Genomic DNA, 23,964 nt, shown 5'->3' on the forward strand with positions numbered 1-23,964 from the left:
TTTTGTATTTCAGTGAACGAATCACCCCATATTACATAAGATAGAGATGGGAGCCTATTTAGGGAGGGACGCAAATGCATTCTCAAAAAGAGCGGTTGAGCTATGACCGTCTGATTGCCCGTGCTGAATTTTATCAGGAAAAATCGTTAGCTCTTGAAAAAAAACTGGTTTTTGCCGAAGAACAAATTGAGACCCTTGAGAAAGAAGTGAACAATGCGGCAAGAGAGGCTGAATTTCAGGCACTTGACGCTCACAGGGCAAGACTTGAAGAAGAGGTCATCCAGCTGAGGGAACAGTTGGCACATGCCCAAAGTGTAGATTATGAAAAAAGAGTTGCCGATTATGAAAATTTGTTGACTGCAGTTCAGAAAGAAATTAATGAGAAGGAAGTCAAACTGGAAAACAGCATGCAAAAAATCAAGGCTCTGGAAAAAAAGCTGTCTCTTCATGGACGTCCCGATCCATTCCTGAAAAAAGCGGAAGATGAAGAAGACAGCATCTTTGTAAAACGGGATTATGAATGTCTTTGCTTGTTTGATTATTCCATGATCATGAAGGAAGATCTAAGCGGTTTGATCAAAGGGTCATTTTTGATCGAAAATACGGGGATTGTATCTTTGCATAACCCGTCCATTTGCTTCAGGTTCCAGCCAAACGAAGCCAATGTCCTAAAAGGAAAAATCTACTCCACCGAAAACAATGAAACGAATCAGGATAATCTAGCAAACTATCAGTGGATGTTTATTGATAATGATTGGTCAAAAGAGGCAAAGGAAAGAGGAGAACTGTGGATATGCCCCATTCGCGACCTTTCCATCGATCCTGGGGAAAAAGCTGTCATTCAAGATTATCTTATTCCGTTTAAAAAAGAAGCAATCGGAAATCTGACCATTGAAGCTTTTGTATTTTTCAACAAACAGCAATACAAGGTAAAGGCCTTAAATCATATCGCTATCAATTTCTGATCATATCCAAAACCTAAAAAGAACACATGTCGTGTTCTTTTTTAATTTTCCTTCATCACAAACAGACCCTCGTCTTTTTTCCATTCTGCATAAAATACTTCTTTAGCTGAGTGAATGTTTTGCTGTTTAAGCTGTTTTAACAGCCATTCTTCGTTAACACCAGCTGTAGGGAGGTTATCAGTTAGAATGGTTCCATCCATGATTAAAGTCACTGGGAGGGTGGTTTCTTCTTGTGACAGCTTTATGTCCTGGCGTGTGACTGGCTGATTATCGCTTTTGGGAAGAACAGAGATCGAACCGTTCGTCTCAAGAATGGCATAATCGATTTCTCTTATACTGAAATATCCCTTTTGCCGGATCAGGTTTTGCAACTGGTTGATATCAATTTTGTTTTTTTTCATTTGTTTCCGGTCCATTGTCCCATTTCGAATGACAATCGAAGGGGAACCCTCCAAAATCTTTCGAAATTTCATGGATTTTTGAGTGAGGATTTCCAATGAGTACATGAGAATTCCCCAAACACTGATTGCGAACAATATCATCCAGATATGGACATCGGGATCATACATGGCGTTACCAACAAGTTCTCCAAGAATGAGTGCAGAAATAAAATCAAAGGGTGTCAATTGGGACAATTGCGTTTTTCCAAGAATTTTCGTCAGGAAAAATAGTGCGAAAAAGCCTACGACCATTTCAATTGTAATTGTACCAAGGTTCATGATATCCCCCAAAAGATGCGAAATTACCGATAGTGTTCACTATTGGACTGTAAATTACTCATAATTAAACAGAAAAAAGCATTGAACCAATGGTCATCTGTTCAATGCTTTTTTCATCGCCACATGGAGAATGTTAGCGTCGATAAAGGGTTGTTTTGATGTTGTGGTGTATCCCAGCTTTTTATAAAAATCCTCTGCCTGTACCTGCGCATATAATGTTAACGCGGGATAGTTCAGCCGGGAGGCTTCCTGTTCCATGCTCTTCATCAGTAAATCACCAAGACCTTGCTTGCGCCGGCTGGAGAGAATGCAAACCCTTTCCACTTTTCCACCATCTGCAATGGGACGCATTCGTCCAGCACCAATCGGTTGATCTTCGGCATCATAGAGTACAAAGTGAGTAGCCGTATCCTCAAGATGATCCACTTCGAGTTCTTCTGATACGTTTTGTTCGTTAACGAATACCTCTTTTCGAACAAATAAAGCATCCTTGTATGCTTCATCTTTCGAAGTAATGACTTTGATTTTCAAGTTTATGCTTCCTTCCCCAGTGTGAATGTTTTGTATACGTTCCAGCGGTCTGATTCTTCATCCCGTTTGAGAAGGTGAAATTCATTTACGGTTTCTTCATATTCTGCTTCCACCATTTTAAGACGTTCAAGAACATCGGCATGCTCTACATCAGAAAGCTTTTGAGCCAGCGTCAGATGGGGGACGAAATTATAAGGATGCTCATGCTGAAGCGGCCCCTCGTAAAGCTTTTCATGCAGAGAGATAAGCTCTTCGGTATTGTTTACTTTTAAATAGATAACATTGTTAACCGGATGAAATGAACTTACCCGAGAAATATGAATCTTGATAGGAGGAACAGTCTTGGCCACATTTTCAATATAACTTACAATTTCATCAATTTCAGAATCACTCGCGACAAACGGATCCTTCAGGGTAATGTGAGGATCGATAATGGAATAATGAGGATCATAACGTTTGCGGTATGAATTTATTTTATCTTTCAGGTCTGTAGATGGGAAAATGGCAATACCATAGTTCATTTAATTTTCCTCCCTTATCTTTTGGATTAGTATATCAAAAATTCTTATAACTTCACAAATTGATTATTTCCCGTAAATAAACTTTAATGCAGGAATCAAGTTCTTCTGCCAATCCGACCAAAGGTGATTTCCATCAAATTCTTCATATCGATACTCGAAATTCTTGGTTTTCAGTTCGCTGGCCAATTGCCGGTTGGGAGTCAGAAAATCTTTTACACCGCTAGGCGATGCATATTCGTTTTCTTTCGTTCCCACAGCGTGGTAAAACTTTAGTAATTCATATCCCGAAAAGGAATACAGAATGTCCAGCACATTTGCATCAATATAAGGCGACTGCAAAATCAACTGGCCAAATGTACGAGGAAAAGTTAATCCGCAAACAAGCGAAACATACCCACCCAGTGAATCTCCAATCAAGCACATACCGGAACCCAGGAGATACGTATTGAATTCAAGGTTAATGTAGGTTGGCAGTTCATTTGACATAAACCTCAGATAGGAGGAATGTTTTAAGCCGTTGGGGTGGTATTTTTGATATCTGTCATCTCCACGATGATGGGCAATTCCAATAATGATCATGGGCTCAATGTCCTGAGATTGAATCAATTCGTCCGCTGTTGAGGCAAGTCTTCCCAATTGAAAATAATCGGGACCATCTTGCGCGATCAGCACCGGGTATTTTTTTAAAGTGGTAAATGCTGGCGGGTAATAGACCAGTAAAGGAACCTGTTCGTTCAGCTCCTTGCTATGTAGGGTTTGTTCATCGATGGTACCTTTAAAGGGCATATCTAATTCTCCTATCTTGAAAAGAGCGCTTTCATAGTATTCGTTTTATTTTATCATACAGTGGTATAATGTAATCAACATTTATGATTATTGTGCAAAAATCCAAGGAAAGCACATGAGGTGAACATAATGACAAAGAGAGTACACAGCCGGGATGTAGAGGCAGCGGCGAGGACATTGCTGGCTGAGCGCGGTGTCACAATACCCGATATAGCTGAAATTGTATTTGAAATGCAGTCTCCGTTCTCTCCTCAATTAACGATGACTGAATGCATTGAAAGTGTAGATAAAGTACTGACAAAACGGGAAATGCAGCACGCCCTGCTCGTTGGAATCGAACTGGATAAACTGGCAGAGAAAAAAATGCTGTCGGAACCACTGCAGGCCATTGTTGAAATGGATGAAGGTCTTTTTGGCGTGGACGAAACGATTGCGCTTGGTGCGGTTTTCGGCTATGGAAGTATTGCGGTAACGACATTCGGTCATCTCGACAAGTACAAACTGGGAATCATTCGCAAGCTGGATACGAAAACAAACGAAGGTGTTCATACATTTCTTGACGATCTGGTGGCAAGCATTGCCGCCAATGCTTCCAGCCGTCTTGCTCATCGCCTCAGAGACCAGGAAGAACGATTGTCCAAGGAAGAAATCGCCATGAACGACCAAGAAGAAAAAATAGGCTAACTAAGCTGTCCTTATGGGACAGCTTTTTCTTTTACCCATTTTTCCAAATAGACTGACCAAGTATAGCTTATCTACATATGGTAATAATGTGTAAACTTTAAAGAAGGGAAAATGCATATGCTAAATAGAATGTACCCGTATGGCCAGGGGGCAGGATATGGTTATGGTCAGGGAAGCAATCCAAACATGAATCCAAATATGAATCCAAACATGAATCCGAATATGAATCCGAACATGAACTATCCGAATCCCAACATTAGCCCGAATATGAACTATCCGGTCAGTCCCAACATGAACTATCCGGTAAGTCCTAATATGAATGTAAATATCCCGGTACAGCCCAAGATGCCAAATATGGGTTTTGGCAAGTATCCAAAAGAGGAGAAAAAAACGGAGGTCAGTCCTGCAGAAGAAACGAAGGCCAACAACTTTCTCGGGTCTACCGATACGCTTTCGGTCTGTCCATGCCCGCCAGGTGAGAATGTATGGGCATCGCTTGTCAATCCGGCAAGCTCTAACGTGGATGTTTCCTTGCAGCGGATCACCATCTCGAACATGACCTGCAATCCCATGGTTGCTAAAATCTATTTCAAGCCAACGCTTCCGTTTAACGGGAAAATGTCCTCAAATGTAACACCGGCAGATCTTTCAAAAAATCCGCCTGAACGGCCAAAAGGGCAAATCCAGTACGGAATTCTTCCCAATTCCCCAGTCAATGGGACAATTGCCGCCACACGCGTAATTCCAGCAAATACTTCCATTACGGTTGATCTCGATGGCCTGTGGGTGATCGGTCAGGGTACGAACGTCATGGTCTATCTGACCGCTCACTGCAACGACTGTAACTTAAAATCCGTAGTTTCCTTTGAATGGGAAGAAAAATAATGGAATCAAAAGGGCCCTGTTTTCAGGGTCTATTTCTTTTTAAATATTTTTGATAAAAAGGGTTGTCAAGATAGCTTGTTATGAGATATAATTCTATTTGTCCGATACATAATTATTGATCCGATAGCTCAGCTGGGAGAGCGCTACCTTGACAGGGTAGAGGTCGTGGGTTCGAGCCCCTCTCGGGTCACCATTACTTATACATATTAACAGTCTGTAACGCCTTGTATATCAAGGATTACGGGCTTTTTTGTTTTTTGATGCGCTCCTTCCTTCATTTGAAGGGAGGAGCGATCACTTCATAAGCAGAAGTTTTTCCCCTTATCGATGAGTTTATTATTTTTTAAGAACAGACAAATAGAGGAAGACTGGGTAAATAAACTCTTTGACTACATTAATCAATTTAATAATATTGTCGCAAATTTAAAAAAATAATACGATAAGTCTAAATAGAGTATGGATTAACTTATATTGCTAATTGAGCTAATGGGATGGTCAAAATAGCAACAATCTATACGAAAAGAGACAAAGAAAAAAACCCTTTAGAAAGGGTTTTAAATGATTATTAAACGCCGGTGCGACGGTGTTGGTTGTTTGCCTTCTTCGTCTGCTGGCTCTTCATTTGCTTTGTAGATTTTACAGGATTCGTAGAAAATTTCCCGTTTGCCTGCTGCTGTTTTTTTTCAGCCAGTCTTTGCTTAACCGCCTCTTGAAAGTTTAGTTTTTTTTCAGATGACATCTATTCATACCTCCTAATGCCGATGATTCTTAACTTTAATGATATCTTCTTATGGGCGTTTTGTCTGCATGTTTTTACAGATTGGGCATTTAAATAGGTAGAATAGAGGCATTTCCACTATGTATTACCATGACCCTCCGCTATTTGTTGCAAGCCAGAAGAATGTACAGCAACTTCCTAACTGCAACCAGTTTATCGTTAGGGGACAGGAACCTTATGTATCTTAATTACTCGAACCAGGAAATACCAAAAATAATCCTTCAAATTTTTATACGATATGCAATACGAAAAAATGAAAAAAGTTGTTCTCCGCCATTGGCGTATGGGACTGAAAAAGGAAGTCGTTTAGTCATTACATATGGTACTGTCGCTATTTGTGATTGCGTTGTCAGGAGTGATAAGTAAGGTTCAAGTTATCTCTAACATTATGATTTGAAGATTTTGGAATGTTTGATATACGGTTTATTTTGTTATTTACCAATATTTACTTGAGCATTTAAAGAAGTTGTTTGCTATTCATTTGCTACAATTAAAATATGATTATACCGTATAATGAAGTTTGATTATCCTTTATAGGATATATAACTTCTGTGGTAAAAATGTTAAATAGCAATAAGTGGCCTTCATAAAGAATGTAATAGAGGATTTCGGGAATCAAGAAAGTTTTTATATTGAGAAGAGACTATTTCTAAACTGCTGGGAGGAGTAAAACCAAATGGAAAAGCTTCAGCAAAAACAGATTACGGATTTTATTAAATACCACAGGGAAGAGTTTCAAACCAAACTTTTATCTGAGGCTGGTAATGTCGCGGGTAAAATAAATGATATTTTACAATCTGGAAATATCGATCTTTTGAAAAACGCAGAGAAGATGATCATGTTTGTTGTGGAAAAGAAAGACAACGAACTTATATCCTTTGCTCAACAAGAAGGTGTAGCCTGGGCGAAGCATGCTTTAACCCTTACTCTTAAGTTGGAGTGGGTGCATGCCATTAGAAGAACGATATGGCATTATTTGTATGAATTTGATCTTAATAACACCAATGAACGCAGCATTTCAGACTATAGAGAAACGATCTTTCAAATGGAGCAGCTGGTCAATGACGGCATCGATGAATTTCTCAATAGTTTCTTTATAAGCTATTCTACTTATAAAGATGAATTGATCAGCGCTCAGCGAAAAATGGTTGAGCATTTGTCCGTTCCTATCATACCAATCAGTCCTTTTGTTGCGGTTCTTCCTTTAATTGGCGTTATTGATGTATACCGTATAGATACGATTGAAGAAAAAGTCTTAACGGAGATTTCCAAGATGAAAATTCGAACGTTGATTATTGACCTATCAGGCATTACGGATATGGATATTGAGGTCATTCATCATTTTCAAAAAGTATTGAGCGGCGTTTCCTTGATGGGATGTGAGGCGGTCATTACTGGTCTACGTGCCGAACTAGTTAGAAAAATGATTCATTTAGATATATCATTTGATCAGTATGCATCAACTAAAGGTACTCTTCAGCAAACATTAACCACCTATTTTAAAACAAATTAAATAAAGCAGAAAAAATACGTACTCATAACAATGAATTTCTTCTTTTTGAAGCTCTGTTCACTAGCAGAAAGTCATCATTGAAGAGCAAAAACCGATCTTACTAAAAAGATCGGTTCAGCTTGTAGACAAAGTCTCATGTCTACAAGTTTTTTTTATTGTAGAATGAAACCAGATACGGTTTGAGGGGAGAATTTAGATGTTATCGAAACATTCTACTGATGGACGTCACCAAATTACACTGGCAGCTCTTGATGAATTAGGGTCTTTACTCTAGGATCGGAAGCAAACTGACGATAGCCTCCGCGGTTCGTCGTTCGATAAGGCAAAGTTTCCCCTTCCGGGCAAATATTCTGAGTCATATTTCTTAAAGAAGCCCTCTTTTGTTTTTGGGACGGGTGTAAGGCATAACGGGACGAACATTCTGGTCAATCAAGAACTTGGCAATCGGTGGTGTTTTATAGCCGGCATCTACAGCTAAGGCGGTAGGCTTTCCGACCTTTTCAATTAATTGATTCACTAGTGGCTCAAGCATTCTACTGTCGTGTACATTGGCTCCGGTAACTAAACTGCCGAGTATAAATCCTTTGGAGTCACTAGCAGTGTGAAAAGAATAGGCAAACAATTTCTCTCGGTCGTCCATTGTCCAGAGAATAGGTATGTTCAATGGCATCATAAATAAAATCAAAGTTTATGACCTGATCAATCTTAAGTACTAAGTGATCCTGAGGCACCTTGAGCAATCAGATTGGAGGATTGCGTATGACGGATTCGTGAAGGCAAAAGGGTAGTGCTAAAATTGTGTGGAATAAAAGACTTGATAAAAAAATAATCGATTCGGTTACAATGAAACGAGAAAAATAGTAAGGGAGGAATTGCACAATGGACTTTGAAACAGTTATGCAGGAACTTGAAGTGCTCGGTAAGGAACGAACAAAAAAAATCTACTTATCAAATGGTGCGCACGAGCCGCTTTTTGGTGTGGCTACAGGTGCTATGAAACCACTCGCAAAGATAATAAAAATAAATCAACGTTTAGCTGAAGAGCTTTATGCCACAGGTAACTACGATGCCATGTATTTTGCAGGCATCATTGCAAACCCAAATGGCATGACTGAGGCTGACTATAACCGATGGTTGGATGAAGCATATTTTTATATGCTTTCTGATTATGTAGTGGCAGTAACTTTATCAGAGTCAGAAATTGCACAAGACGTTGCTGATCAATGGATTGCAAGCGACGAAGAACTTAAAATGTCTGCCGGCTGGAGTTGTTACTGCTGGCTGTTAGGGAATCGCAAAGACCATGAGTTTTCAGAAAGTAAGATTTCAAATATGCTAGATATTTTGAAAGGTTCTATTCATGCTTCGCCAGAACGAACAAAATCTGCAATGAATAATTTTTTAAACACGGTGGGGGTTTCATTTTTGCCGCTGCATGAAAAGGCGGTCGAGACCGCGAAGGAAGTGGGTATCGTAGAAGTAAAACGGGATAAGAAGAAAAGCAGCTTCCTAAACGCTTACGAAAGTATTCAAAAACAAATGGAAAGAGGGAAACTTGGTTTTAAAAGAAAGTATGTTAGATGTTAACATTGGCTTTTTTAGTACTCTTTTAAATCACCATAACTTATACAATAGATCAGCCTGTTAGTCCTTGATGAAGTCTGTTGTTTTCTCTTACTTTCATTTTATAGTAATCCTTATTAGTAACTTGTTTCTGAGATATCATGTTTAAGTACAAAACAACGACGTCAACATCGTTATACAACAAATATCCCATAAATTAATTTATGAGAAAAAACAGCGAAAGCAGATTGTATGATATACGAAACGTAAATAAGGTATATGCTAAAAAGGACAGCCAGCTCGGCTGTCCCTATTTATTTGGATCCAATTAGCTTCGCCCTTCTAGCAACCAATTTTGGGTCGGGTTCTTTTCAACGTTATTTACGTCACAGCATTTGAATTTAACAAGACTGCCATCAGAAATTGCTGCTATAACAATCCCTGTAGTAGGATCATATTGTCTGAAGGTCACTTGAACGGACGTACCATGTAAATGAATACGCACCACATTTCCAGGTTTCAGGTGTTTAAACCGCATGCAAACCTGTGAATGTTTTTGGGGGAACTTCATTTGCCAACCACCTTTTTTAGGATTAGAACTTGTACTTGTGATAGCTTATGCATCTCGTCCGATGTTGGTTTGGACGGGCAGCGAATTTTTGGACCTATGTTTTTCTCTGGCATGTTGGGGTAACGTAACAAAAAAGAAAGGATGAATGTTGATGAGTCAGAAAATGAAGGCAGTGGGTTTGTACAAGTATCTCCCAATCGACCATCCAGAGAGTTTGGTGGATGTTGAAATTGATAAGCCGGTTCCAGGAAAAAAAGATCTTCTCATAAAAGTAAAAGCCGTTTCTGTAAACCCTGTGGACACGAAAGTAAGGGGACCAAAAGACAGGGTGGAAAAGGAGCCGAAAATCCTAGGCTGGGATGTTTCAGGGGTTGTGGCTGAGACAGGATCTGATGTAACGATGTTCAAAGAGGGTGACGAAGTTTATTATGCAGGTTCCATTAATAGGCCAGGAGGGAACAGTGAATTTCATCTCGTGGATGAACGAATTGCCGCCCATAAACCAAAAACGCTAAGTTATGAAGAAGCTGCCGCAATGCCACTCACAAGCCTGACAGCCTGGGAAGGGTTATTTGACCGATTGGGAATCTCTTTGCAGCCTGAGGTAAATGAGGGAAAATCGATACTGATCATAGGTGCGGCAGGGGGAGTAGGATCAATTGCACTTCAGCTTGCAAAATGGTCGGGATTAACGGTGATTGGCACAGCGTCTCGGCCTGAAACAAAGGGTTGGGCGAAAAAACATGGTGCAGACTATGCGATCAGCCACTATGAGGATTTTTTGCCGCAGTTGAAGCAATTAGGTCTCTATGAGGCGGACTATATATTTTGTCTGAACAGTACCGATCAGCACTGGGAAAGAATGATGGAAGCTATATCACCCCAAGGTAAGGTTTGTTCCATCGTAGAAACATCAACTCCGCTGAATATCAGTTTACTGCAGCAGAAAAGTGTAACATTTATTATGGAATTTATGTTTACCCGCTCTCTATTCGAAACGGAAGATATGATAAAACAGCATGAGATTCTCTCAAAAATGAGTAAAATGTTCGACGATGGAAAGATTATAGCCACATTAACGGAAACATTGAGACCTTTCAATGCAGAAACCATGAGAGAGGCGCATTCCAAGCTGGAATCAGGTAAAACGATTGGAAAAGTAGTTGTAAGTAATAACAAATAAATAAAAGTAGTTTCTACCTTTAAAAACAGCAGCCAGCTGCTGTTTTTTTTAGATCATTCCTGTTATTGGTATAGAATTTAAGGGAATATTTCAGGAATCGAATGAAGCTAAATCCATGTAAAAGGAGATGTTCCACATATGTTTAAAGGCAAGGTAGTGATTGTAACGGGTGCAGGGCAGGGGATTGGAAGGCAAATTGCGATTGATTACGCGCATGCGGGTGCTCGTGTGGTTATTGCGGATGTGAAGGAGGCAGAAGCGGCGGGAACGCTGAAAGAGATTTCTTCAGCAAATGGAAAGGCTGAATTTATCGAAACCGATGTCCGGAAACCGGAGGATATCGTCGCATTAATGGAAAGGACACAGACTATTTTTGGACCAGTTGATATTCTGATTAACAATGCTGGAAAGGGGATTTGGAAATCACCACTCGAACTAAGTGTGGATGAATGGGATGATGTCATTCAAACAAATCTCCGCAGCGTTTTCTTATGTTCCAGAGAAGCGGCAAAACAAATGAAGCAAAAGGGAGGGGGATCGATTGTGAATATTGCATCGACTCGTGCTTCCATGTCAGAACCCAACAGTGAAGCATATGCTGCCACCAAAGGAGGCATTGTGGCTTTAACCCATGCGCTGGCCGCTTCCTTGAGCGAAGAGGGAATTACAGTTAATTCCATTAGTCCTGGCTGGATTGAAACAAAGGACTATGAGGGCCTGCGTGATGTGGACCATGAACAGCACTGGTCAAAACGCGTTGGAACCGTTTCTGACATATCAAGAGCTTGCTTGTATTTAACGAATCCGGAGAATAACTTCATCAACGGTGAAAATCTTGTTATTGATGGCGGAATGACACGGAAAATGATTTATCACCATTAATGATCTTGAACAGGGATGTTTTTTAGTAAGTTTAGACATCCTAACTGCAAATACAGGAGTATGGTTAAAGGGAGATTAGGACATGGCAGAGCAGAAGGTGCAGGCAAAAGTGGAGAGAGGCGTTTATCTTAGTTTGGCAGCCTATATCGTTTTATCCTTTCTAAAACTGGGCATAGGCTGGCTTTATTCCTCCGAAGCTCTGGTAGCAGACGGATTAAACAACTCAACGGATATTCTGGCCTCTTTGGCTGTTCTGATCGGGTTGAAAATTTCAAAAAAACCTGCGGATTTAGACCATCCCTATGGCCATCTCAGAGCGGAAACCATTGCATCCATGGTCGCTTCTTTTATAATGGTAGTAATTGGGCTCGAGGTATTGATTTCTGCCATCAAAAGTATTGTGGTTTTTGAAATCGAGCCTCCATCCATGATTGCAGGAATGACGGCCATTTTTTCTGCCTTGGTTATGCTGGGAGTTTATCGGTACAATATTAGGCTTGCCCGCCAAACAGAAAGCCAGGGTTTAAAAGCAGCGGCTTTAGATAACCGGTCCGATGCGTTTGTCAGCATTGGTGCGGCTGTGGGAATCTTTGGAGCACAGCTCGGTGTAGTTTGGCTGGATCCATTGGCGGCAATCCTTGTTGCCATCATGATCATCAAAACCGGCTGGGATATCTTTTACGAAACTTCACATAATCTCTCCGACGGGTTTGATTATGAAGAGGGGAAAAGGATAGAAAAGCAAATTTTGAACGTGCAAGGGGTGAAGCAAGTAACGGATTTAAAAGCCAGAAAACACGGGAATTCGGTGATTCTTGATGTAACCATCCATGTTCACCCGGATCTGAATGTGATTGAAAGCCACTCGATTACGGAAAAGCTTGAAGCCGAACTCAGGCGTAAATATAAAGTAGAAAGTATTTCTGTTCATGTAGAGCCGCATGAGATACGAAAAGAGGTTGAGACAAATGAATGAGAGTTTCCAAAGGAAAGAGCCCGCAAGCCGAGAAGAACCGCAGACAAAACGGCCGTATGTTCTTGCATCGGTGATTATTGCCATGTTTATGGCAGCCATCGAAGGAACGATTGTTTCTACAGCCATGCCTGGCATTGTTGGGGATTTGGGTGGATTTGCTTTGTACAGCTGGGTATTTTCCGCATATCTGCTCATGCAGGCGGTCACTATTCTTATTTATGGGAAGTTGTCCGATTTATTCGGCCGTAAGCCGGTTTTCATGATTGGTATTATCATTTTTTTAATAGGATCGGTTATGTGCGGGCTGGCAGGCTCTATGAAACAGCTGATCATTTACCGTTTGATTCAGGGTCTTGGAGCAGGAGCCGTGCAGCCAATCGCAACTACAATTGTTGGGGATATGTACACGATTGAAGAGCGGGCGAAAATTCAGGGCTACCTTGCAAGTGTTTGGGGAATCTCAGCGATTGTCGGTCCGTTGCTTGGAGGTTTCTTTGTTACATACTCCCATTGGTCATTAGTATTTTGGATGAATATCCCGCTCGGAATTCTAGCTATGGCGGGAGTTGGAAAATTCCTGCATGAGAACGTAGAGCGGAAAAAAGTACATATCGATTACCTTGGTTCGCTCCTTGTTTTGATTGGGGTAAGTTCCCTGATGGTTCTTCTTATACAGGGAGGGACAGCGTGGCCATGGAATTCATGGGAAACCTACGTTCTCGGAATCGGTTCGGTGCTCATTCTGTTCGGTTTCTTCAAGCATGAGTCAAGGATTCCTGAACCCTTGATGCCGATTTCTTTATGGAACAACCGCCTAATCTCGCTTTCAAATGCCGCATCGCTAACGAACGGTGCTGTGTTGATCGGGATTTCCAGTTTCCTTCCCACGTATATTCAAGGGGTGATGGAACAGCCACCCGTTGTGGCTGGTTTTACATTGACTGCCATGTCGGTTGGATGGCCAATTTGTTCAACGATTGCCGGAAAGCTGCTATTGAAAATAGGATTCCGCCCCGTAGCAGTTGCAGGCGGTATTGCCTTGCTTCTTGGTTCGCTAGTATTTATCTTTATGGACCCTGCCAAAGGCCCGGTTTGGGCTGGTGCTGGTTCCTTTCTTATTGGGTGCGGCATGGGGCTGACGAATACCACCTATATTGTTGCCATTCAAAATACAGTGGACTGGAAAACGAGGGGGATTGCCACGGCATCCAATATGTTTATGAGAATCGTAGGAAGCGCACTGGGAGCTGCCGTTCTTGGCGGTATTCTGAACACCAGGCTGAGTACGTATTTTGACCGTCATGGAAATGAAAATGAGAAGGTCACACTTGATGCGGCTAACATTTTGCTGGATGAAGAAAAAAGAAGCAAACTGAGCAGTTCGGTTCTGGAGCTGCTGCAAAATGGCCTTTCGTTTTCCCTTGCGGATGTTTATAAAGGTGTTCTTATCCTGTCGTTTTTAAGTTTGTTGTTTTCCATTCTGCTTCCCAAAACAGAAAATCCAAAAAAAGAAGTTGATAATTCCTGGTACTGATTTCTATGGTTATGTCGTTTTTTCAAGAAACTCAATACGGTTGCCGAAGGGGTCGCGAAATGAAAACCTTGATAACCCCGGAATTTCAGTTTCCTCTTTTACGGCTATTCCATGGGAAAGAAGATATTTTTTTACAGTGTTAAGCTGGGCCACTTCGAATGCGGGGTGGCTTTTTCCTTTTTGGAGACGAATGTTTTCAATGCCAAGATGCAGTTCCTGTTCTCCCATTTGATACCATAATCCACCATTTGGTTTTAAACTCTCGGGTTTTTCAATCTCCTGAAATCCCAGGATTCCCGAAAAGAAGGATCGAGCCTGATCTTCAGTACCAGGGGGAATGCAAAGCTGTACATGGTGAATGCTTTTTACTTCTACTTTCATGGTTTTCATCCTCTCATTATGATTCATCTCTACTTTTTATCTTAAATATTTCGTGCAGAGATGAAAAATAGAATATAATAGGTTAGACTTATAAGTTTTGCTTATGAAGTTTAGCCGAAGGGGGGAGCAGCATGCAGCTATCTGAATTTAAAATCCTTCAAGTGCTCGCTCAGGAATTAAATATGAGAAAAGCATCCGAGCGCCTGTATGTTTCTCAGCCAGCCCTGAGCCAGCGCTTGCAGAGCATTGAAAACAGCTGGGGGACAAAAATATTCCTACGATCGCAAAAAGGGCTGGCAATCACGGCAGCAGGAGAAAAAATTATATCCCATGTTAATGAGACGCTGAAAGACGAAGGCCGTGTAAGAGAGGAACTGCAATCCCTTTCCAAAGAAGTGTTTGGGACACTCAGGCTTGCGGTGGCATCCATCATAGGGCAGTACTGGCTTCCAAACACGTTAAAAAAATATGTGAACCTGTATCCGCAGGTCAATATCTCTCTCATTACGGGCTGGAGCAGTGAAATCATCAAGCATCTGTATGAAGATCAGATTCATATTGGGATCGTTCGAGGGAATCCGGAATGGCGGGGAGAAAAAATACACTTATTTTCTGACAGTCTGTACCTTGTGGATACGGATATTTCTTCTATTGAAGAGTTACAGAAAACAGAAAAGCCTTTCATCCAGTTTAAAAGCCATTCCACCTATTATCAGGATATCCAGGAGTGGTGGCAGGACCACTTTTCCATTCCTCCGAAAAAAACCATCATTGTTGATCAGATCGAAACATGCAAACAGATGGCTCTTCACGGGATTGGATATGCCATTCTGCCTTCCATCTCCTTACGTGAAGCGGATGCCTTTCATCAGGTTCCGCTGCATAATAAGAATGGCGAGCAGATGAAGCGTGACACATGGATGATCTGCCATGGTGCTTCACTTGAATTGAAACAGGTCGAAGCTTTCGTGAAATTGGTGAAGGAAGATTGAAACAATTTGGTTTGAATGTTGGCTGAATTAGTGGTTTAATACAATACAGAACGTATTAAAGGAGGAGCACACACCATGAAAATGATGGATGCAAATGAAATTATTTCTTTTATTAGTAACAGTAAAAAATCAACACCTGTAAAAGTATATGTAAAAGGGGATCTGGAGGGGCTCCAATTCGGTGAAAACACTCAATCGTTCATCAATGGGAACACCGGGGTACTATTTGGGGAGTGGAAAGAAATCCAGGACGTACTGAAAACCAATGAAAGCAAAATTGAAGATTTTGTGGTGGAAAATGATCGCCGCAATTCAGCCATCCCGTTGCTTGATATGAAAAATATTAACGCGCGTATTGAACCAGGTGCGATTATCCGTGACCAGGTTGAAATCGGAAACAACGCTGTAATCATGATGGGCGCTTCCATCAATATCGGTTCAGTAATTGGTGAAGGTACTATGATCGACATGAATGTGGTTCTTGGCGGACGTGCAACTGTCGGGAAAAACTGTCATATCGGAGCAGGTTCCGTCTTGGCTGGTGTGATCGAACCGCCATCTGCAAAACCTGTTGTTGTTGAAGATGATGTCGTTGTTGGGGCGAACGCGGTGATTCTTGAAGGAGTTACAGTTGGACAAGGAGCTGTTGTTGCAGCAGGTGCCATCGTCATCGAAGATGTACCTCCATACACGGTGGTAGCCGGCACACCTGCACGTGTGATTAAAGAAATCGATGAAAAAACAAAATCCAAAACAGAAATTAAGCATGAATTGCGTCAACTGAACGATTAATCTTGTCTGGACAGGAATGATATTGAATGGAAGCTCAACGTTTCATTGACATTAGAAGACAGCTGCACCAAATTCCTGAACCGGGTTTTATGGAATTCAAAACACAGCAGTTTATTCTAGATTTCATAACTCAGCTGCCACAAGAACGCCTGAGCGTAAAAAAATGGAAGACTGGTTTACTTGCTAAGGTGTCAGGTACCCATCCTTCAAAAACAATTGCTTATCGCACGGATATGGATGGATTGCCGATTAAGGAAGAAACCACCTATGAATTTTCTTCTCTTCATAAAGGATTCATGCATGCCTGCGGACATGATATCCATATGTCCGTCGCATTGGGGTTGCTCGATTATTTTGTCAATCACCCGGTGAAGGATGATTTGCTGTTTGTGTTTCAGCCGGCAGAAGAAGGACCAGGGGGGGCACTTCCTTTGCTTCAAAGCGAAGAGTTTCAGTCCGAAAAACCCGATATGATCCTCGGATTGCATATCGCTCCGGAATATCCGGTTGGCACAATTGCGGTCAAAGAAGGGCTTTTGTTCGCCAACACGTCTGAGCTGTTTATTGATATTAAAGGGAAAGGCGGACATGCTGCTTATCCTCACCTTGCCAATGACATGGTCGTTGCGGCCAGCCATTTGGTGACCCAGCTTCAGTCGATTGTGGCACGAAACATTGATCCTCTTGATTCAGCCGTCGTGACGGTTGGTAAAATTACCGGCGGGACAAAGCAAAATATCATTGCGGAAACCGCCCGTTTGGAGGGGACCATCCGTACTCTTTCCTCCGACTCCATGAAAAAGGTCAAAGGAAGGATCGAATCCCTTGTGAGGGGTCTCGAAATGTCTTTTGATTGCCAGGCCGAGATTGATTATGGCGCCAATTATTATCAGGTGTACAATCATGAAGAACTGACGAGGGAATTCATTGCCTTCCTCGAGCGAGAAAAAACAGCTGAATTTTACCATTGCAAAGAAGCCATGACAGGAGAAGACTTTGGCTATTTTCTAAAAGAAATTCCAGGGTTTATGTTTTGGCTAGGAGCAGACAGCGAGTTCGGTCTTCACCATTCCAGGATCGAGCCGAAAGAAGAAGCGATTCCTGTCGCTCTCCGTACGCTTGTTTCTTATATCGAATGGAAAGCAAAATGAAATTAGAAAACATATTAAATAAGGGGCTGCTCGTAATGAGTAGTCCTTTTTTCGTTGTCAGAGGAATAAGTCGCCTTCTCCTAGGAAAAATTAAAAATGCTAAGGAGGTGGAAACGATGGCAAGAATTGGTGTGGAGGAATCCTTAACTAATGTTTCCGATGCTTTAAAAGCTAAAGGTTTTGATGTGGTTATGCTTCGTCAGGAAAATGACGCAAACGGCTGTGATTGCTGTGTGATCTCTGGTCAGGATGAAAATGTGATGGGCATGCAAAATGCAGTTGTGCAGGGCTCTGTCATTAACGCAGACGGTATGAGTGCTGATGATGTTTGTCAGGCAGTACAAAGCAAGCTTCAGCAATAAAAAACAGAGGGGAACAGCGATTAAGCTGTTCCTTCCTCATTTGTCTTTGTTTATCTGCTAGGTGGAGAGGGTAATCTTTATTATCTTTACTCTTATTTTTCAGCAGGAGGTGACGTTCCTTGGTCACATAAGTGATCTGGGATAACCACATGGCATTATTCAATATCATCATTATTATCATCCTAATATTAATAACCGCATTCTTCGTGGCTACTGAATTTGCCATCGTAAAAGTCCGATCAACCCGAATAGATTTTCTGGCAGAACAGGGAAACGGAAATGCAAAAGCTGTTAAAAAAATTCTGGCCAATATCGATGGTTATCTTTCCTCTACACAACTGGGAATTACGATAACATCACTGGCACTGGGTGGAATGGGAGAACCGACAGTGGAAACGCTGCTTCATCCCGTTTTTCAGCATGTAGATCTGCCAGCGCAATTAATCCACACCATTTCTTTTATCATTGCATTTACAGTTATTACGTATTTTGAGGTTGTACTTGGCGAATTGGCTCCAAAGTCATTTGCAATCAGAAAGTCTGAGGCTATTGCCTTGGCGGTTGCAAGGCCCTTAATTGCCTTCAGCGTTATTATGTTTCCGTTTATCTTCCTTTTAAACCGTTCCGCTGCGATCCTTACCAGAATAATGGGACTGAAGCGCGGGGAAGAACACGAAATGGCCCACAATGAAGAGGAATTGCGCCACCTGCTATCCGAAAGCTTTGAGGGCGGGGAAATCAACCAATCCGAATACCGTTATGTAAACCGGATATTTGAGTTTGATGACAGACTGGCGAAGGAAATTATGGTTCCCCGTACCGAGATTGTCTGTTTATATAAAGAAAATACCTTTTGGGAAAACCTTGATATCATGAGAGGGGAAAAGTTTACGCGATATCCGGTTGCCGATGAGGATAAAGACCATATTATTGGTTTGGTGAACATAAAGGAATTCTTTAATGAACATGTAACCAATGAAGAAGAGGAGCTGGAACGATACATACGGCCCATCATCTCTGTCCATGAATCGTTTCCGATACAGAAGCTGCTCGTAAAAATGCAAAAAGACCGGGTGCATATGGCAGTATTAATGGATGAGTATGGAGGAACCTCGGGCATTGTTACCGTTGAGGACATTATTGAAGAAATCGTAGGTGAAATTCGGGATGAGTTTGATGAAGATGAAGAGCCGAGAATCAAAAAAGTAAATGATCAAGTGACCATTCTTGAAGGAAAGGTACTTATTTCCGAAGTGAATGAAATGTTCCATCTGGATCTTGATGATTCGGATCTTGATACAATCGGAGGCTGGTTTTTAAGCCAGGGAATTGATGTGGACCTTGATAAAGAAGTAGAACACGAAGGTTATACATTCAAAGTGATTGAAATGGACGGACATCAAATCAAAAAGTTAAAAGTGATAAAAAGAGAAAAAGAAGAGGCAACAACATGATATCACATGTTGTTGCCTTTTTTTATTACTCTTCTTTTTTTACCCACTCATCGTTATCGTTTTTTTCGTACTTGTTTTTTACCGCACTCCATGCAACCTTGAAAGCCGTTTCTTCTTCTTTGTATTCTTCAGAAGCAGAATTGAAGGCTTCTTTGAAGATTTCCTGTGCGTGGTGCGGAAGATTGTCTTTTACTGAATCTGGCAGTTCTTTAAGAGAATCATAAGGCATGATACGAAACCTCCTTTGTATGGGATTCTATATCATGAATACCCTTTGATCCCTTTTAATAATCATTCGGTACCAGGCTCGCCGGCTTTATCTTCTTCCGGGGAAGGCAACTGAATACCTGCTTCATTAAACTTCTGATGAAGGCGGTCTTTGATTTTTTGCTCCATGCTCCATTGCTTGAGGTTTTCGGTTCTTGCAAGAATGCGCAATACAGTTAGGCCAGTTTCTTCTTCGATCACTGGAAGAACATTCGGCCCTTCAAGGATGGCGGGCTCCTCCTGCTGAAGTACAAGACTTTCTTCTTTAATAATTCTCAATGCTTTTTCAACCTGGGGTGTGGTGGGGATTTTAAAATCAACGAGAGCCCTCATATTGCCTCTGGAATGGTTGCTTACACTTGTGATTAACCGGTTCGGTATATAATGAAGCGTACCGTCAAAGCCTCTTACTTTGGTTGTTCTCAATTCTACATCCTCTACGATCCCGTTAAATACGCCGGTTGTGATGTAGTCACCAACATCAATTTGTTTTTCCAGGAGAATAAAGAACCCTGTAACAATATCACTGACAAGTCCCTGTGCTCCGAAGCCGATGGCAAGTCCAACGATCCCCGCGCCTGCAAGCAGCCCTCGGATATCAATGTTGAACAGACCAAAAACGGTGACAAAAGCCATAAAGATTAAGGCATATGTATAAATGCTGATAACCAGTGTCTCCAAAGTTTTTGCCCTGAAATTGGACATGTTTTTTCGATGCATCATTCGTTCAAAGGCTGTTCGGATGATTTTCTTTCCAATATTGCGGATGACTATATAAATAATATAGATTGCAATGAGTTTTAGCACTAAAATTCCGGCGCTGATCGCCATAGCTGCCCAGTCCACCTCAGTAAATTTTCTGTAATCTGGCATTAATACTTGCTCCTCCTTCTGTTGTTAACATGTTTAGTATGCATAACAGTATAACCGAGTAAACGCCGCAATCCAATTATTTCACTTCTTTTGATTAACTTGTTATGATATGGGGGAAAGTAAATATGGTTGTCATTTATAAGGCCCTTATTTAAATTAATTATTATTTAACATTGACTAAAAAGTAAGGGTGCATTATAATAATAGTGAAGCAATAACTTAATTAGTTGGAGGGATTTTAACATGGCAGAACGCATGGTAGCAAAACAAGCTCCGCGCTTTGAAATGGACGCTGTAATGCCAAACAAAGAATTTGGCAAAGTAAGTCTTGAAGAAAACATGAAGAATGATAAATGGACAGTACTATTCTTCTATCCAATGGACTTCACATTCGTATGTCCTACTGAAATCACTTCTTTGAGCGATCGTTTTGACGAGTTCGAAGATTTGGATGCAGAAGTAATTGGTGTTTCTACAGACACTATTCATACGCACAAAGCGTGGATCAATACTCCACGTGATTCAAATGGTCTTGGTGATGTTAACTATGCACTTGCTGCAGACACAAATCATGTTGTAGCACGTGACTATGGCGTATTGATTGAAGAAGAAGGCGTTGCCCTTCGTGGACTGTTCATTATTTCTCCTGAAGGTGAATTAATGTATGCAGTAGTTAACCACAACAATATCGGCCGTGATGTGGACGAGACATTGCGTGTACTTCAAGCACTTCAAACTGGCGGACTTTGCCCGGCAAACTGGAAACCAGGACAAGAAACACTTAACGTATAAGACCTGTTTCATAAGGAAATGGCCAAGATTTATCTTGGCCATTTTTTTTTGTTTATTCTCAATGCATTGAGAATGGTAGTTTTGTGAAGAGGGGACAATGTGATATGCTAAATAAAAAATAGTACATGATATGCTGGAGGAATTAATGTGGCAAAACGACAGGTGAAACGGCAGTATGCCGTAATAGGGCTAGGCCGGTTTGGTGGAGGGGTTGTCCGGGCATTGGTTGAGCAGGGGATGGAAGTGCTCGGGATCGATATGGATGAAGACCGGGTAAATGAGTATTCTTCAATCGCTACTCATGCTGTGGTCGCGGACTCAACGGATGAAGGGGTGCTCAAGAGTTTGGGAGTTCGAAACTTTGAGCATGTCATTGTAGCGATCGGGGAGAACCTTCAATCCAGTATCTTGACCACGCTCATTCTTAAAGACATGGGTATTGATAAAATTACGGTGAAGGCACAGAATGATTATCATGAACGGGTGTTATTAAAAATTGGTGCGGACCGCATTATTCATCCTGAACGTGATATGGGTATACGAATTGCCCATCAGGTGGTTTCAAAAAGTGTTCTTGACTATCTGGAATTATCGGATGAGTACAGTATCGTTGAAATGGTGGCCGGAAGCAAGATAGAAGGAAAATCCCTGTTAGAAATGGATATTCGGGCAAAGTACGGCTGCAATGTGGTCGCTATCAAAAGAGACCATGAAGTCATTGTTTCACCGCATGCCAACCAGCCTGTTCAGGAAGGCGATGTTTTGATTGTCATTGGTGCAGAAAAGGATATCAACCGGCTCGAAGATAATTTGATGGCATGATCAATCGATCAAAAAAAGCATGAGGGGAATTTTCCTCTCATGCTTTTATTCATTAGATTTCCATAATAATCGGTAGGATCATCGGACGCCTTCTGGTTTTTTCGTAAAGAAATGGTGAAAGGACATCGGTGATTTCATTTTTAATTTCAGACCATTGTCTTGTTCGTTTTTCTTCCATAAGACCATTCAGGTGCTGATTCAAAAGGTTTTGTGCATCATTGATCAAATCGCCGGATTCTCTCATGTAGACGAACCCTCTGGAAATAATATCAGGGCCAGCTTCAATTTTAAATTCTTTCATATTGAGGCTGACAACAACAACAACTAAACCTTCTTCGGAAAGAATCTTACGGTCTCGGAGAACAATGTTTCCAATATCTCCAATACCGCTTCCGTCTACATAAACAGATCCAGAAGGGATCTTTCCTGCGACGGATGCTTCATTGCTCGATAAGGCCAAAACCTCGCCATTATCCATCGTAAAGCAATTCTCAGGCAGAACATCACAAGACGTGGCAAGATTAATGTGCATCTTTAACATTCTGTATTCTCCGTGAATCGGAAGGAAATACTTCGGCTTCATTAATCGGAGCATCAGCTTCTGTTCCTGTTGGCCCCCATGACCGGAGGTATGGATATCATTGAGGGATCCATGAATCACCTCAGCGCCTGCACGGAACAGCTGGTTGATTGTCTTGTTTACGCTTAATGCATTTCCTGGGATTGGAGAAGAAGAGAATACGACCGTATCCCCAGGGATAATTTGAATTTGACGGTGGGTCCCGTTAGCAATTCTGGAAAGTGCCGCCATCGGCTCTCCCTGGCTTCCTGTACACAGAATCGTGACTTGGTTATCTGGTAACCTGTTAATTTGAGAAGACTCGATAAAGGTGCCTTTTGGAGCCTTTATAAATCCAAGTTCCTGCCCGATGGTAATGGCTGAATCCATGCTCCGGCCAAAGACAGCGATCTTTCTGTTATTTTGTACAGAAGCTTCCACTACCTGCTGCAGGCGGTAGATGTTAGAAGCAAACGTAGCGAAAATCACCCGGCCGTTCACTTTTCGGAAAATATCATTGATGCTGTCACCCACGCGGCGTTCGGACATTGTAAAGCCCGGAACTTCAGCATTGGTGCTGTCGGAAAGAAGGCACAAAACACCCTCTTTTCCGATCTCGGCCATTTTTGTTAAATCTGCCGGTTCGCCGACCGGGGTAAAATCAAACTTGAAGTCGCCGGTATGTACAATATTCCCGGGAGGTGTCTTCACAACAATTCCGAACGATTCCGGTATGCTGTGAGTGGTTCGGAAAAACGAAACGGATGTTTTTCTGAATTTAATTACCTGGTCCTCGGTAATTTCATATAATTTTGCCCGTCTTAGCAAACCATGTTCTTCAAGTTTGTTTTTAATCAGTGCAATGGCAAGCTTTCCGCCATAAATCGGAATATTAACCTGACGAAGCAGGTAGGGAATTCCTCCGATGTGGTCTTCATGGCCGTGGGTAATGAAAAGCCCTTTGATCTTGTCTTCATTTTTCACCAGGTACGTATAATCCGGGATCACGTAGTCAATGCCAAGCAGCTCGTCCTCCGGGAATTTAATTCCTGCGTCGATGAGGATGATTTCGTCTTGAAATTGAATACCGTACGTATTCTTTCCAATCTCACCCATGCCGCCGAGGGCAAAGACTGCAGTTTGATGGTTTTTAACAAATTTCATAAATTATCTTTTCTCCACTTCAAAAGAGTCTGATTGTTGCTCATATTCTAAGAATTTCCCTTTAATCTCCTGAACAAACTCAATATTAAAATTTGAACTCGCAAGATTTTTTCGTACTTCCTCAATGGAGGTTGACTCCATATATAGAGATTTAGTGTTCTCCCGAATAGGTACCTCATTTTTGTTTTCTTGATAATAAACTTTAAAAATCATTTTTTCGTCTCCTTACCGTGCTAGTATTAACAATATCTTCGTTCTATTATA

Annotated in this window: 27 protein-coding genes, 1 tRNA gene and 1 pseudogene; 17 read left to right on the forward strand and 12 right to left on the reverse strand. The window is 41.4% G+C overall.

Features of this window, described 5'->3' with window-relative positions; all coding sequences use genetic code 11:
• Positions 1 to 74: 74 nt before the first annotated feature.
• Complete coding sequence (locus QNH15_RS10170; protein ID WP_283894467.1) at positions 75 to 965, forward strand: hypothetical protein; 891 nt, start codon at positions 75 to 77, stop codon at positions 963 to 965.
• Positions 966 to 1,006: 41 nt separating this feature from the next.
• Here the strand turns inward: QNH15_RS10170 and QNH15_RS10175 are convergent, their stop codons facing one another.
• The 4 genes from QNH15_RS10175 to QNH15_RS10190 all read right to left on the reverse strand — a co-directional run bounded on the left by QNH15_RS10175 (position 1,007) and on the right by QNH15_RS10190 (position 3,522).
• Complete coding sequence (locus QNH15_RS10175) at positions 1,007 to 1,687, reverse strand: YetF domain-containing protein (protein WP_283895526.1); 681 nt, start codon at positions 1,685 to 1,687, stop codon at positions 1,007 to 1,009.
• Positions 1,688 to 1,777: 90 nt separating this feature from the next.
• Positions 1,778 to 2,209: a GNAT family N-acetyltransferase gene (locus QNH15_RS10180; RefSeq protein ID WP_430667162.1), complete on the reverse strand. Its 432-nt coding sequence runs from the start codon at positions 2,207 to 2,209 to the stop codon at positions 1,778 to 1,780.
• Positions 2,210 to 2,217: 8 nt separating this feature from the next.
• Positions 2,218 to 2,736 carry a 2'-5' RNA ligase family protein gene (locus QNH15_RS10185; RefSeq protein WP_283894471.1) on the reverse strand — a complete coding sequence of 173 codons (519 nt, stop codon included), beginning with the start codon at positions 2,734 to 2,736 and terminating at the stop codon, positions 2,218 to 2,220.
• Between the two features lie 63 nt (positions 2,737 to 2,799).
• Entirely contained in the window at positions 2,800 to 3,522 is a 723-nt protein-coding gene (locus QNH15_RS10190) for an alpha/beta hydrolase (protein WP_283894473.1), read from the reverse strand.
• Between the two features lie 129 nt (positions 3,523 to 3,651).
• On the opposite strand from QNH15_RS10190, the gene QNH15_RS10195 reads away from it, so the two are divergent.
• The 3 genes from QNH15_RS10195 to QNH15_RS10205 all read left to right on the forward strand — a co-directional run bounded on the left by QNH15_RS10195 (position 3,652) and on the right by QNH15_RS10205 (position 5,284).
• Positions 3,652 to 4,206 carry a phosphatidylglycerophosphatase A family protein gene (locus tag QNH15_RS10195; protein ID WP_283894475.1) on the forward strand — a complete coding sequence of 185 codons (555 nt, stop codon included), beginning with the start codon at positions 3,652 to 3,654 and terminating at the stop codon, positions 4,204 to 4,206.
• Positions 4,207 to 4,323: 117 nt separating this feature from the next.
• Positions 4,324 to 5,091 carry a DUF6143 family protein gene (locus QNH15_RS10200; protein ID WP_283894477.1) on the forward strand — a complete coding sequence of 256 codons (768 nt, stop codon included), beginning with the start codon at positions 4,324 to 4,326 and terminating at the stop codon, positions 5,089 to 5,091.
• Between the two features lie 117 nt (positions 5,092 to 5,208).
• A tRNA-Val gene (locus tag QNH15_RS10205) sits at positions 5,209 to 5,284 on the forward strand.
• 372 nt (positions 5,285 to 5,656) lie between these two features.
• On the opposite strand, the gene QNH15_RS10210 is transcribed toward QNH15_RS10205, so the two are convergent.
• Positions 5,657 to 5,830, reverse strand: coding sequence for a hypothetical protein (locus tag QNH15_RS10210; RefSeq protein WP_283894479.1), 174 nt, complete (start codon positions 5,828 to 5,830; stop codon positions 5,657 to 5,659).
• 715 nt (positions 5,831 to 6,545) lie between these two features.
• Here QNH15_RS10210 and QNH15_RS10215 point away from each other — a divergent pair.
• On the forward strand, positions 6,546 to 7,382 hold the full coding sequence (locus QNH15_RS10215) for an STAS domain-containing protein (RefSeq protein ID WP_283894481.1): 837 nt from the start codon (positions 6,546 to 6,548) through the stop codon (positions 7,380 to 7,382).
• A 266-nt stretch (positions 7,383 to 7,648) separates the two neighbouring features.
• Here the strand turns inward: QNH15_RS10215 and QNH15_RS10220 are convergent.
• Positions 7,649 to 8,028, reverse strand: a pseudogene (locus QNH15_RS10220) (transposase); the annotation flags it as partial.
• On the reverse strand, positions 7,976 to 8,113 hold the full coding sequence (locus tag QNH15_RS26315; protein ID WP_488259973.1) for a transposase: 138 nt from the start codon (positions 8,111 to 8,113) through the stop codon (positions 7,976 to 7,978). The pseudogene QNH15_RS10220 and the gene QNH15_RS26315, both read right to left, overlap by 53 nt.
• A gap of 148 nt (positions 8,114 to 8,261) precedes the next feature.
• On the opposite strand from QNH15_RS26315, the gene QNH15_RS10225 reads away from it, so the two are divergent.
• The 5 genes from QNH15_RS10225 (at position 8,262) to QNH15_RS10245 (ending at position 14,091) form a co-directional block, all read left to right on the forward strand.
• On the forward strand, positions 8,262 to 8,969 hold the full coding sequence (locus QNH15_RS10225; RefSeq protein ID WP_283894483.1) for a DNA alkylation repair protein: 708 nt from the start codon (positions 8,262 to 8,264) through the stop codon (positions 8,967 to 8,969).
• A gap of 692 nt (positions 8,970 to 9,661) precedes the next feature.
• A complete protein-coding gene (locus tag QNH15_RS10230) occupies positions 9,662 to 10,699 on the forward strand; it encodes a zinc-binding alcohol dehydrogenase family protein (protein WP_430667142.1) in 1,038 nt (345 codons plus the stop codon).
• A 138-nt stretch (positions 10,700 to 10,837) separates the two neighbouring features.
• On the forward strand, positions 10,838 to 11,581 hold the full coding sequence (locus tag QNH15_RS10235) for an SDR family NAD(P)-dependent oxidoreductase (RefSeq protein ID WP_283894486.1): 744 nt from the start codon (positions 10,838 to 10,840) through the stop codon (positions 11,579 to 11,581).
• 82 nt (positions 11,582 to 11,663) lie between these two features.
• A complete protein-coding gene (locus QNH15_RS10240) occupies positions 11,664 to 12,557 on the forward strand; it encodes a cation diffusion facilitator family transporter (RefSeq protein WP_283894487.1) in 894 nt (297 codons plus the stop codon).
• Positions 12,550 to 14,091 (forward strand): MDR family MFS transporter, encoded by a 1,542-nt coding sequence (locus QNH15_RS10245; protein WP_283894488.1) that lies wholly within the window; start codon positions 12,550 to 12,552, stop codon positions 14,089 to 14,091. The genes QNH15_RS10240 and QNH15_RS10245 overlap by 8 nt, the downstream gene beginning before the upstream one ends.
• A 9-nt stretch (positions 14,092 to 14,100) precedes the next feature.
• Here the strand turns inward: QNH15_RS10245 and QNH15_RS10250 are convergent, their stop codons facing one another.
• Positions 14,101 to 14,472, reverse strand: a complete 372-nt coding sequence (locus QNH15_RS10250) for a VOC family protein (RefSeq protein ID WP_283894489.1) — start codon at positions 14,470 to 14,472, stop codon at positions 14,101 to 14,103.
• A 131-nt stretch (positions 14,473 to 14,603) separates the two neighbouring features.
• Between QNH15_RS10250 and ccpC the strand changes: the two genes are divergently transcribed.
• From ccpC to QNH15_RS10275, 5 genes are all read left to right on the forward strand, one after another.
• Entirely contained in the window at positions 14,604 to 15,464 is an 861-nt protein-coding gene (gene ccpC / locus QNH15_RS10255) for a transcriptional regulator CcpC (RefSeq protein ID WP_129476199.1), read from the forward strand.
• Between the two features lie 75 nt (positions 15,465 to 15,539).
• On the forward strand, positions 15,540 to 16,256 hold the full coding sequence (dapD, locus tag QNH15_RS10260) for a 2,3,4,5-tetrahydropyridine-2,6-dicarboxylate N-acetyltransferase (RefSeq protein ID WP_283894490.1): 717 nt from the start codon (positions 15,540 to 15,542) through the stop codon (positions 16,254 to 16,256).
• A 26-nt stretch (positions 16,257 to 16,282) separates the two neighbouring features.
• A complete protein-coding gene (locus QNH15_RS10265) occupies positions 16,283 to 17,407 on the forward strand; it encodes an N-acetyldiaminopimelate deacetylase (RefSeq protein WP_061969118.1) in 1,125 nt (374 codons plus the stop codon).
• Positions 17,408 to 17,523: 116 nt separating this feature from the next.
• Complete coding sequence (locus tag QNH15_RS10270) at positions 17,524 to 17,769, forward strand: YkuS family protein (protein ID WP_061969120.1); 246 nt, start codon at positions 17,524 to 17,526, stop codon at positions 17,767 to 17,769.
• 149 nt (positions 17,770 to 17,918) lie between these two features.
• On the forward strand, positions 17,919 to 19,223 hold the full coding sequence (locus QNH15_RS10275; protein ID WP_283894491.1) for a hemolysin family protein: 1,305 nt from the start codon (positions 17,919 to 17,921) through the stop codon (positions 19,221 to 19,223).
• 25 nt (positions 19,224 to 19,248) lie between these two features.
• Here the strand turns inward: QNH15_RS10275 and QNH15_RS10280 are convergent, their stop codons facing one another.
• Both QNH15_RS10280 and QNH15_RS10285 read right to left on the reverse strand, forming a co-directional pair.
• Positions 19,249 to 19,452 carry a ChaB family protein gene (locus tag QNH15_RS10280; RefSeq protein WP_129476193.1) on the reverse strand — a complete coding sequence of 68 codons (204 nt, stop codon included), beginning with the start codon at positions 19,450 to 19,452 and terminating at the stop codon, positions 19,249 to 19,251.
• Positions 19,453 to 19,514: 62 nt separating this feature from the next.
• Positions 19,515 to 20,363, reverse strand: coding sequence for a mechanosensitive ion channel family protein (locus QNH15_RS10285; protein WP_283894492.1), 849 nt, complete (start codon positions 20,361 to 20,363; stop codon positions 19,515 to 19,517).
• Positions 20,364 to 20,606: 243 nt separating this feature from the next.
• On the opposite strand from QNH15_RS10285, the gene QNH15_RS10290 reads away from it, so the two are divergent.
• Entirely contained in the window at positions 20,607 to 21,155 is a 549-nt protein-coding gene (locus QNH15_RS10290; RefSeq protein ID WP_129476188.1) for a peroxiredoxin, read from the forward strand.
• 162 nt (positions 21,156 to 21,317) lie between these two features.
• Positions 21,318 to 21,977 carry a potassium channel family protein gene (locus QNH15_RS10295; RefSeq protein ID WP_061971558.1) on the forward strand — a complete coding sequence of 220 codons (660 nt, stop codon included), beginning with the start codon at positions 21,318 to 21,320 and terminating at the stop codon, positions 21,975 to 21,977.
• A gap of 52 nt (positions 21,978 to 22,029) precedes the next feature.
• Here the strand turns inward: QNH15_RS10295 and rnjA are convergent, their stop codons facing one another.
• Together rnjA and QNH15_RS10305 are read right to left on the reverse strand one after the other, a co-directional pair.
• On the reverse strand, positions 22,030 to 23,700 hold the full coding sequence (gene rnjA, locus QNH15_RS10300) for a ribonuclease J1 (protein WP_283894496.1): 1,671 nt from the start codon (positions 23,698 to 23,700) through the stop codon (positions 22,030 to 22,032).
• A 3-nt stretch (positions 23,701 to 23,703) separates the two neighbouring features.
• Positions 23,704 to 23,913, reverse strand: a complete 210-nt coding sequence (locus QNH15_RS10305) for a DNA-dependent RNA polymerase subunit epsilon (protein WP_283894498.1) — start codon at positions 23,911 to 23,913, stop codon at positions 23,704 to 23,706.
• Between the last annotated feature and the right edge of the window lie 51 nt (positions 23,914 to 23,964).

This window comes from Fictibacillus enclensis (genome assembly GCF_030123385.1).
GTDB lineage: Bacteria > Bacillota > Bacilli > Bacillales > Fictibacillaceae > Fictibacillus_C > Fictibacillus_C enclensis.

Excerpts from the sequence above, each read along its gene's own strand:
- QNH15_RS10280 (WP_129476193.1), bottom strand. The coding sequence starts at position 19,452 with ATGCCTTATGATTCTCTTAAAGAACTGCCAGATTCAGTAAAAGACAAT.
- QNH15_RS10210 (WP_283894479.1), bottom strand. The coding sequence starts at position 5,830 with ATGTCATCTGAAAAAAAACTAAACTTTCAAGAGGCGGTTAAGCAAAGA.
- QNH15_RS10240 (WP_283894487.1), top strand. The coding sequence starts at position 11,664 with ATGGCAGAGCAGAAGGTGCAGGCAAAAGTGGAGAGAGGCGTTTATCTT.
- QNH15_RS10235 (WP_283894486.1), top strand. The coding sequence starts at position 10,838 with ATGTTTAAAGGCAAGGTAGTGATTGTAACGGGTGCAGGGCAGGGGATT.
- QNH15_RS10215 (WP_283894481.1), top strand. The coding sequence starts at position 6,546 with ATGGAAAAGCTTCAGCAAAAACAGATTACGGATTTTATTAAATACCAC.
- QNH15_RS10225 (WP_283894483.1), top strand. The coding sequence starts at position 8,262 with ATGGACTTTGAAACAGTTATGCAGGAACTTGAAGTGCTCGGTAAGGAA.
- QNH15_RS10275 (WP_283894491.1), top strand. The coding sequence starts at position 17,919 with ATGGCATTATTCAATATCATCATTATTATCATCCTAATATTAATAACC.
- rnjA (WP_283894496.1), bottom strand. The coding sequence starts at position 23,700 with ATGAAATTTGTTAAAAACCATCAAACTGCAGTCTTTGCCCTCGGCGGC.
- QNH15_RS10285 (WP_283894492.1), bottom strand. The coding sequence starts at position 20,363 with ATGCCAGATTACAGAAAATTTACTGAGGTGGACTGGGCAGCTATGGCG.
- QNH15_RS10230 (WP_430667142.1), top strand. The coding sequence starts at position 9,662 with ATGTTGATGAGTCAGAAAATGAAGGCAGTGGGTTTGTACAAGTATCTC.
- QNH15_RS10170 (WP_283894467.1), top strand. The coding sequence starts at position 75 with ATGCATTCTCAAAAAGAGCGGTTGAGCTATGACCGTCTGATTGCCCGT.
- QNH15_RS10290 (WP_129476188.1), top strand. The coding sequence starts at position 20,607 with ATGGCAGAACGCATGGTAGCAAAACAAGCTCCGCGCTTTGAAATGGAC.
- dapD (WP_283894490.1), top strand. The coding sequence starts at position 15,540 with ATGAAAATGATGGATGCAAATGAAATTATTTCTTTTATTAGTAACAGT.
- QNH15_RS10265 (WP_061969118.1), top strand. The coding sequence starts at position 16,283 with ATGGAAGCTCAACGTTTCATTGACATTAGAAGACAGCTGCACCAAATT.
- QNH15_RS10250 (WP_283894489.1), bottom strand. The coding sequence starts at position 14,472 with ATGAAAGTAGAAGTAAAAAGCATTCACCATGTACAGCTTTGCATTCCC.
- QNH15_RS10195 (WP_283894475.1), top strand. The coding sequence starts at position 3,652 with ATGACAAAGAGAGTACACAGCCGGGATGTAGAGGCAGCGGCGAGGACA.
- QNH15_RS10305 (WP_283894498.1), bottom strand. The coding sequence starts at position 23,913 with ATGATTTTTAAAGTTTATTATCAAGAAAACAAAAATGAGGTACCTATT.
- QNH15_RS10185 (WP_283894471.1), bottom strand. The coding sequence starts at position 2,736 with ATGAACTATGGTATTGCCATTTTCCCATCTACAGACCTGAAAGATAAA.
- ccpC (WP_129476199.1), top strand. The coding sequence starts at position 14,604 with ATGCAGCTATCTGAATTTAAAATCCTTCAAGTGCTCGCTCAGGAATTA.
- QNH15_RS10245 (WP_283894488.1), top strand. The coding sequence starts at position 12,550 with ATGAATGAGAGTTTCCAAAGGAAAGAGCCCGCAAGCCGAGAAGAACCG.
- QNH15_RS10270 (WP_061969120.1), top strand. The coding sequence starts at position 17,524 with ATGGCAAGAATTGGTGTGGAGGAATCCTTAACTAATGTTTCCGATGCT.
- QNH15_RS10190 (WP_283894473.1), bottom strand. The coding sequence starts at position 3,522 with ATGCCCTTTAAAGGTACCATCGATGAACAAACCCTACATAGCAAGGAG.
- QNH15_RS10200 (WP_283894477.1), top strand. The coding sequence starts at position 4,324 with ATGCTAAATAGAATGTACCCGTATGGCCAGGGGGCAGGATATGGTTAT.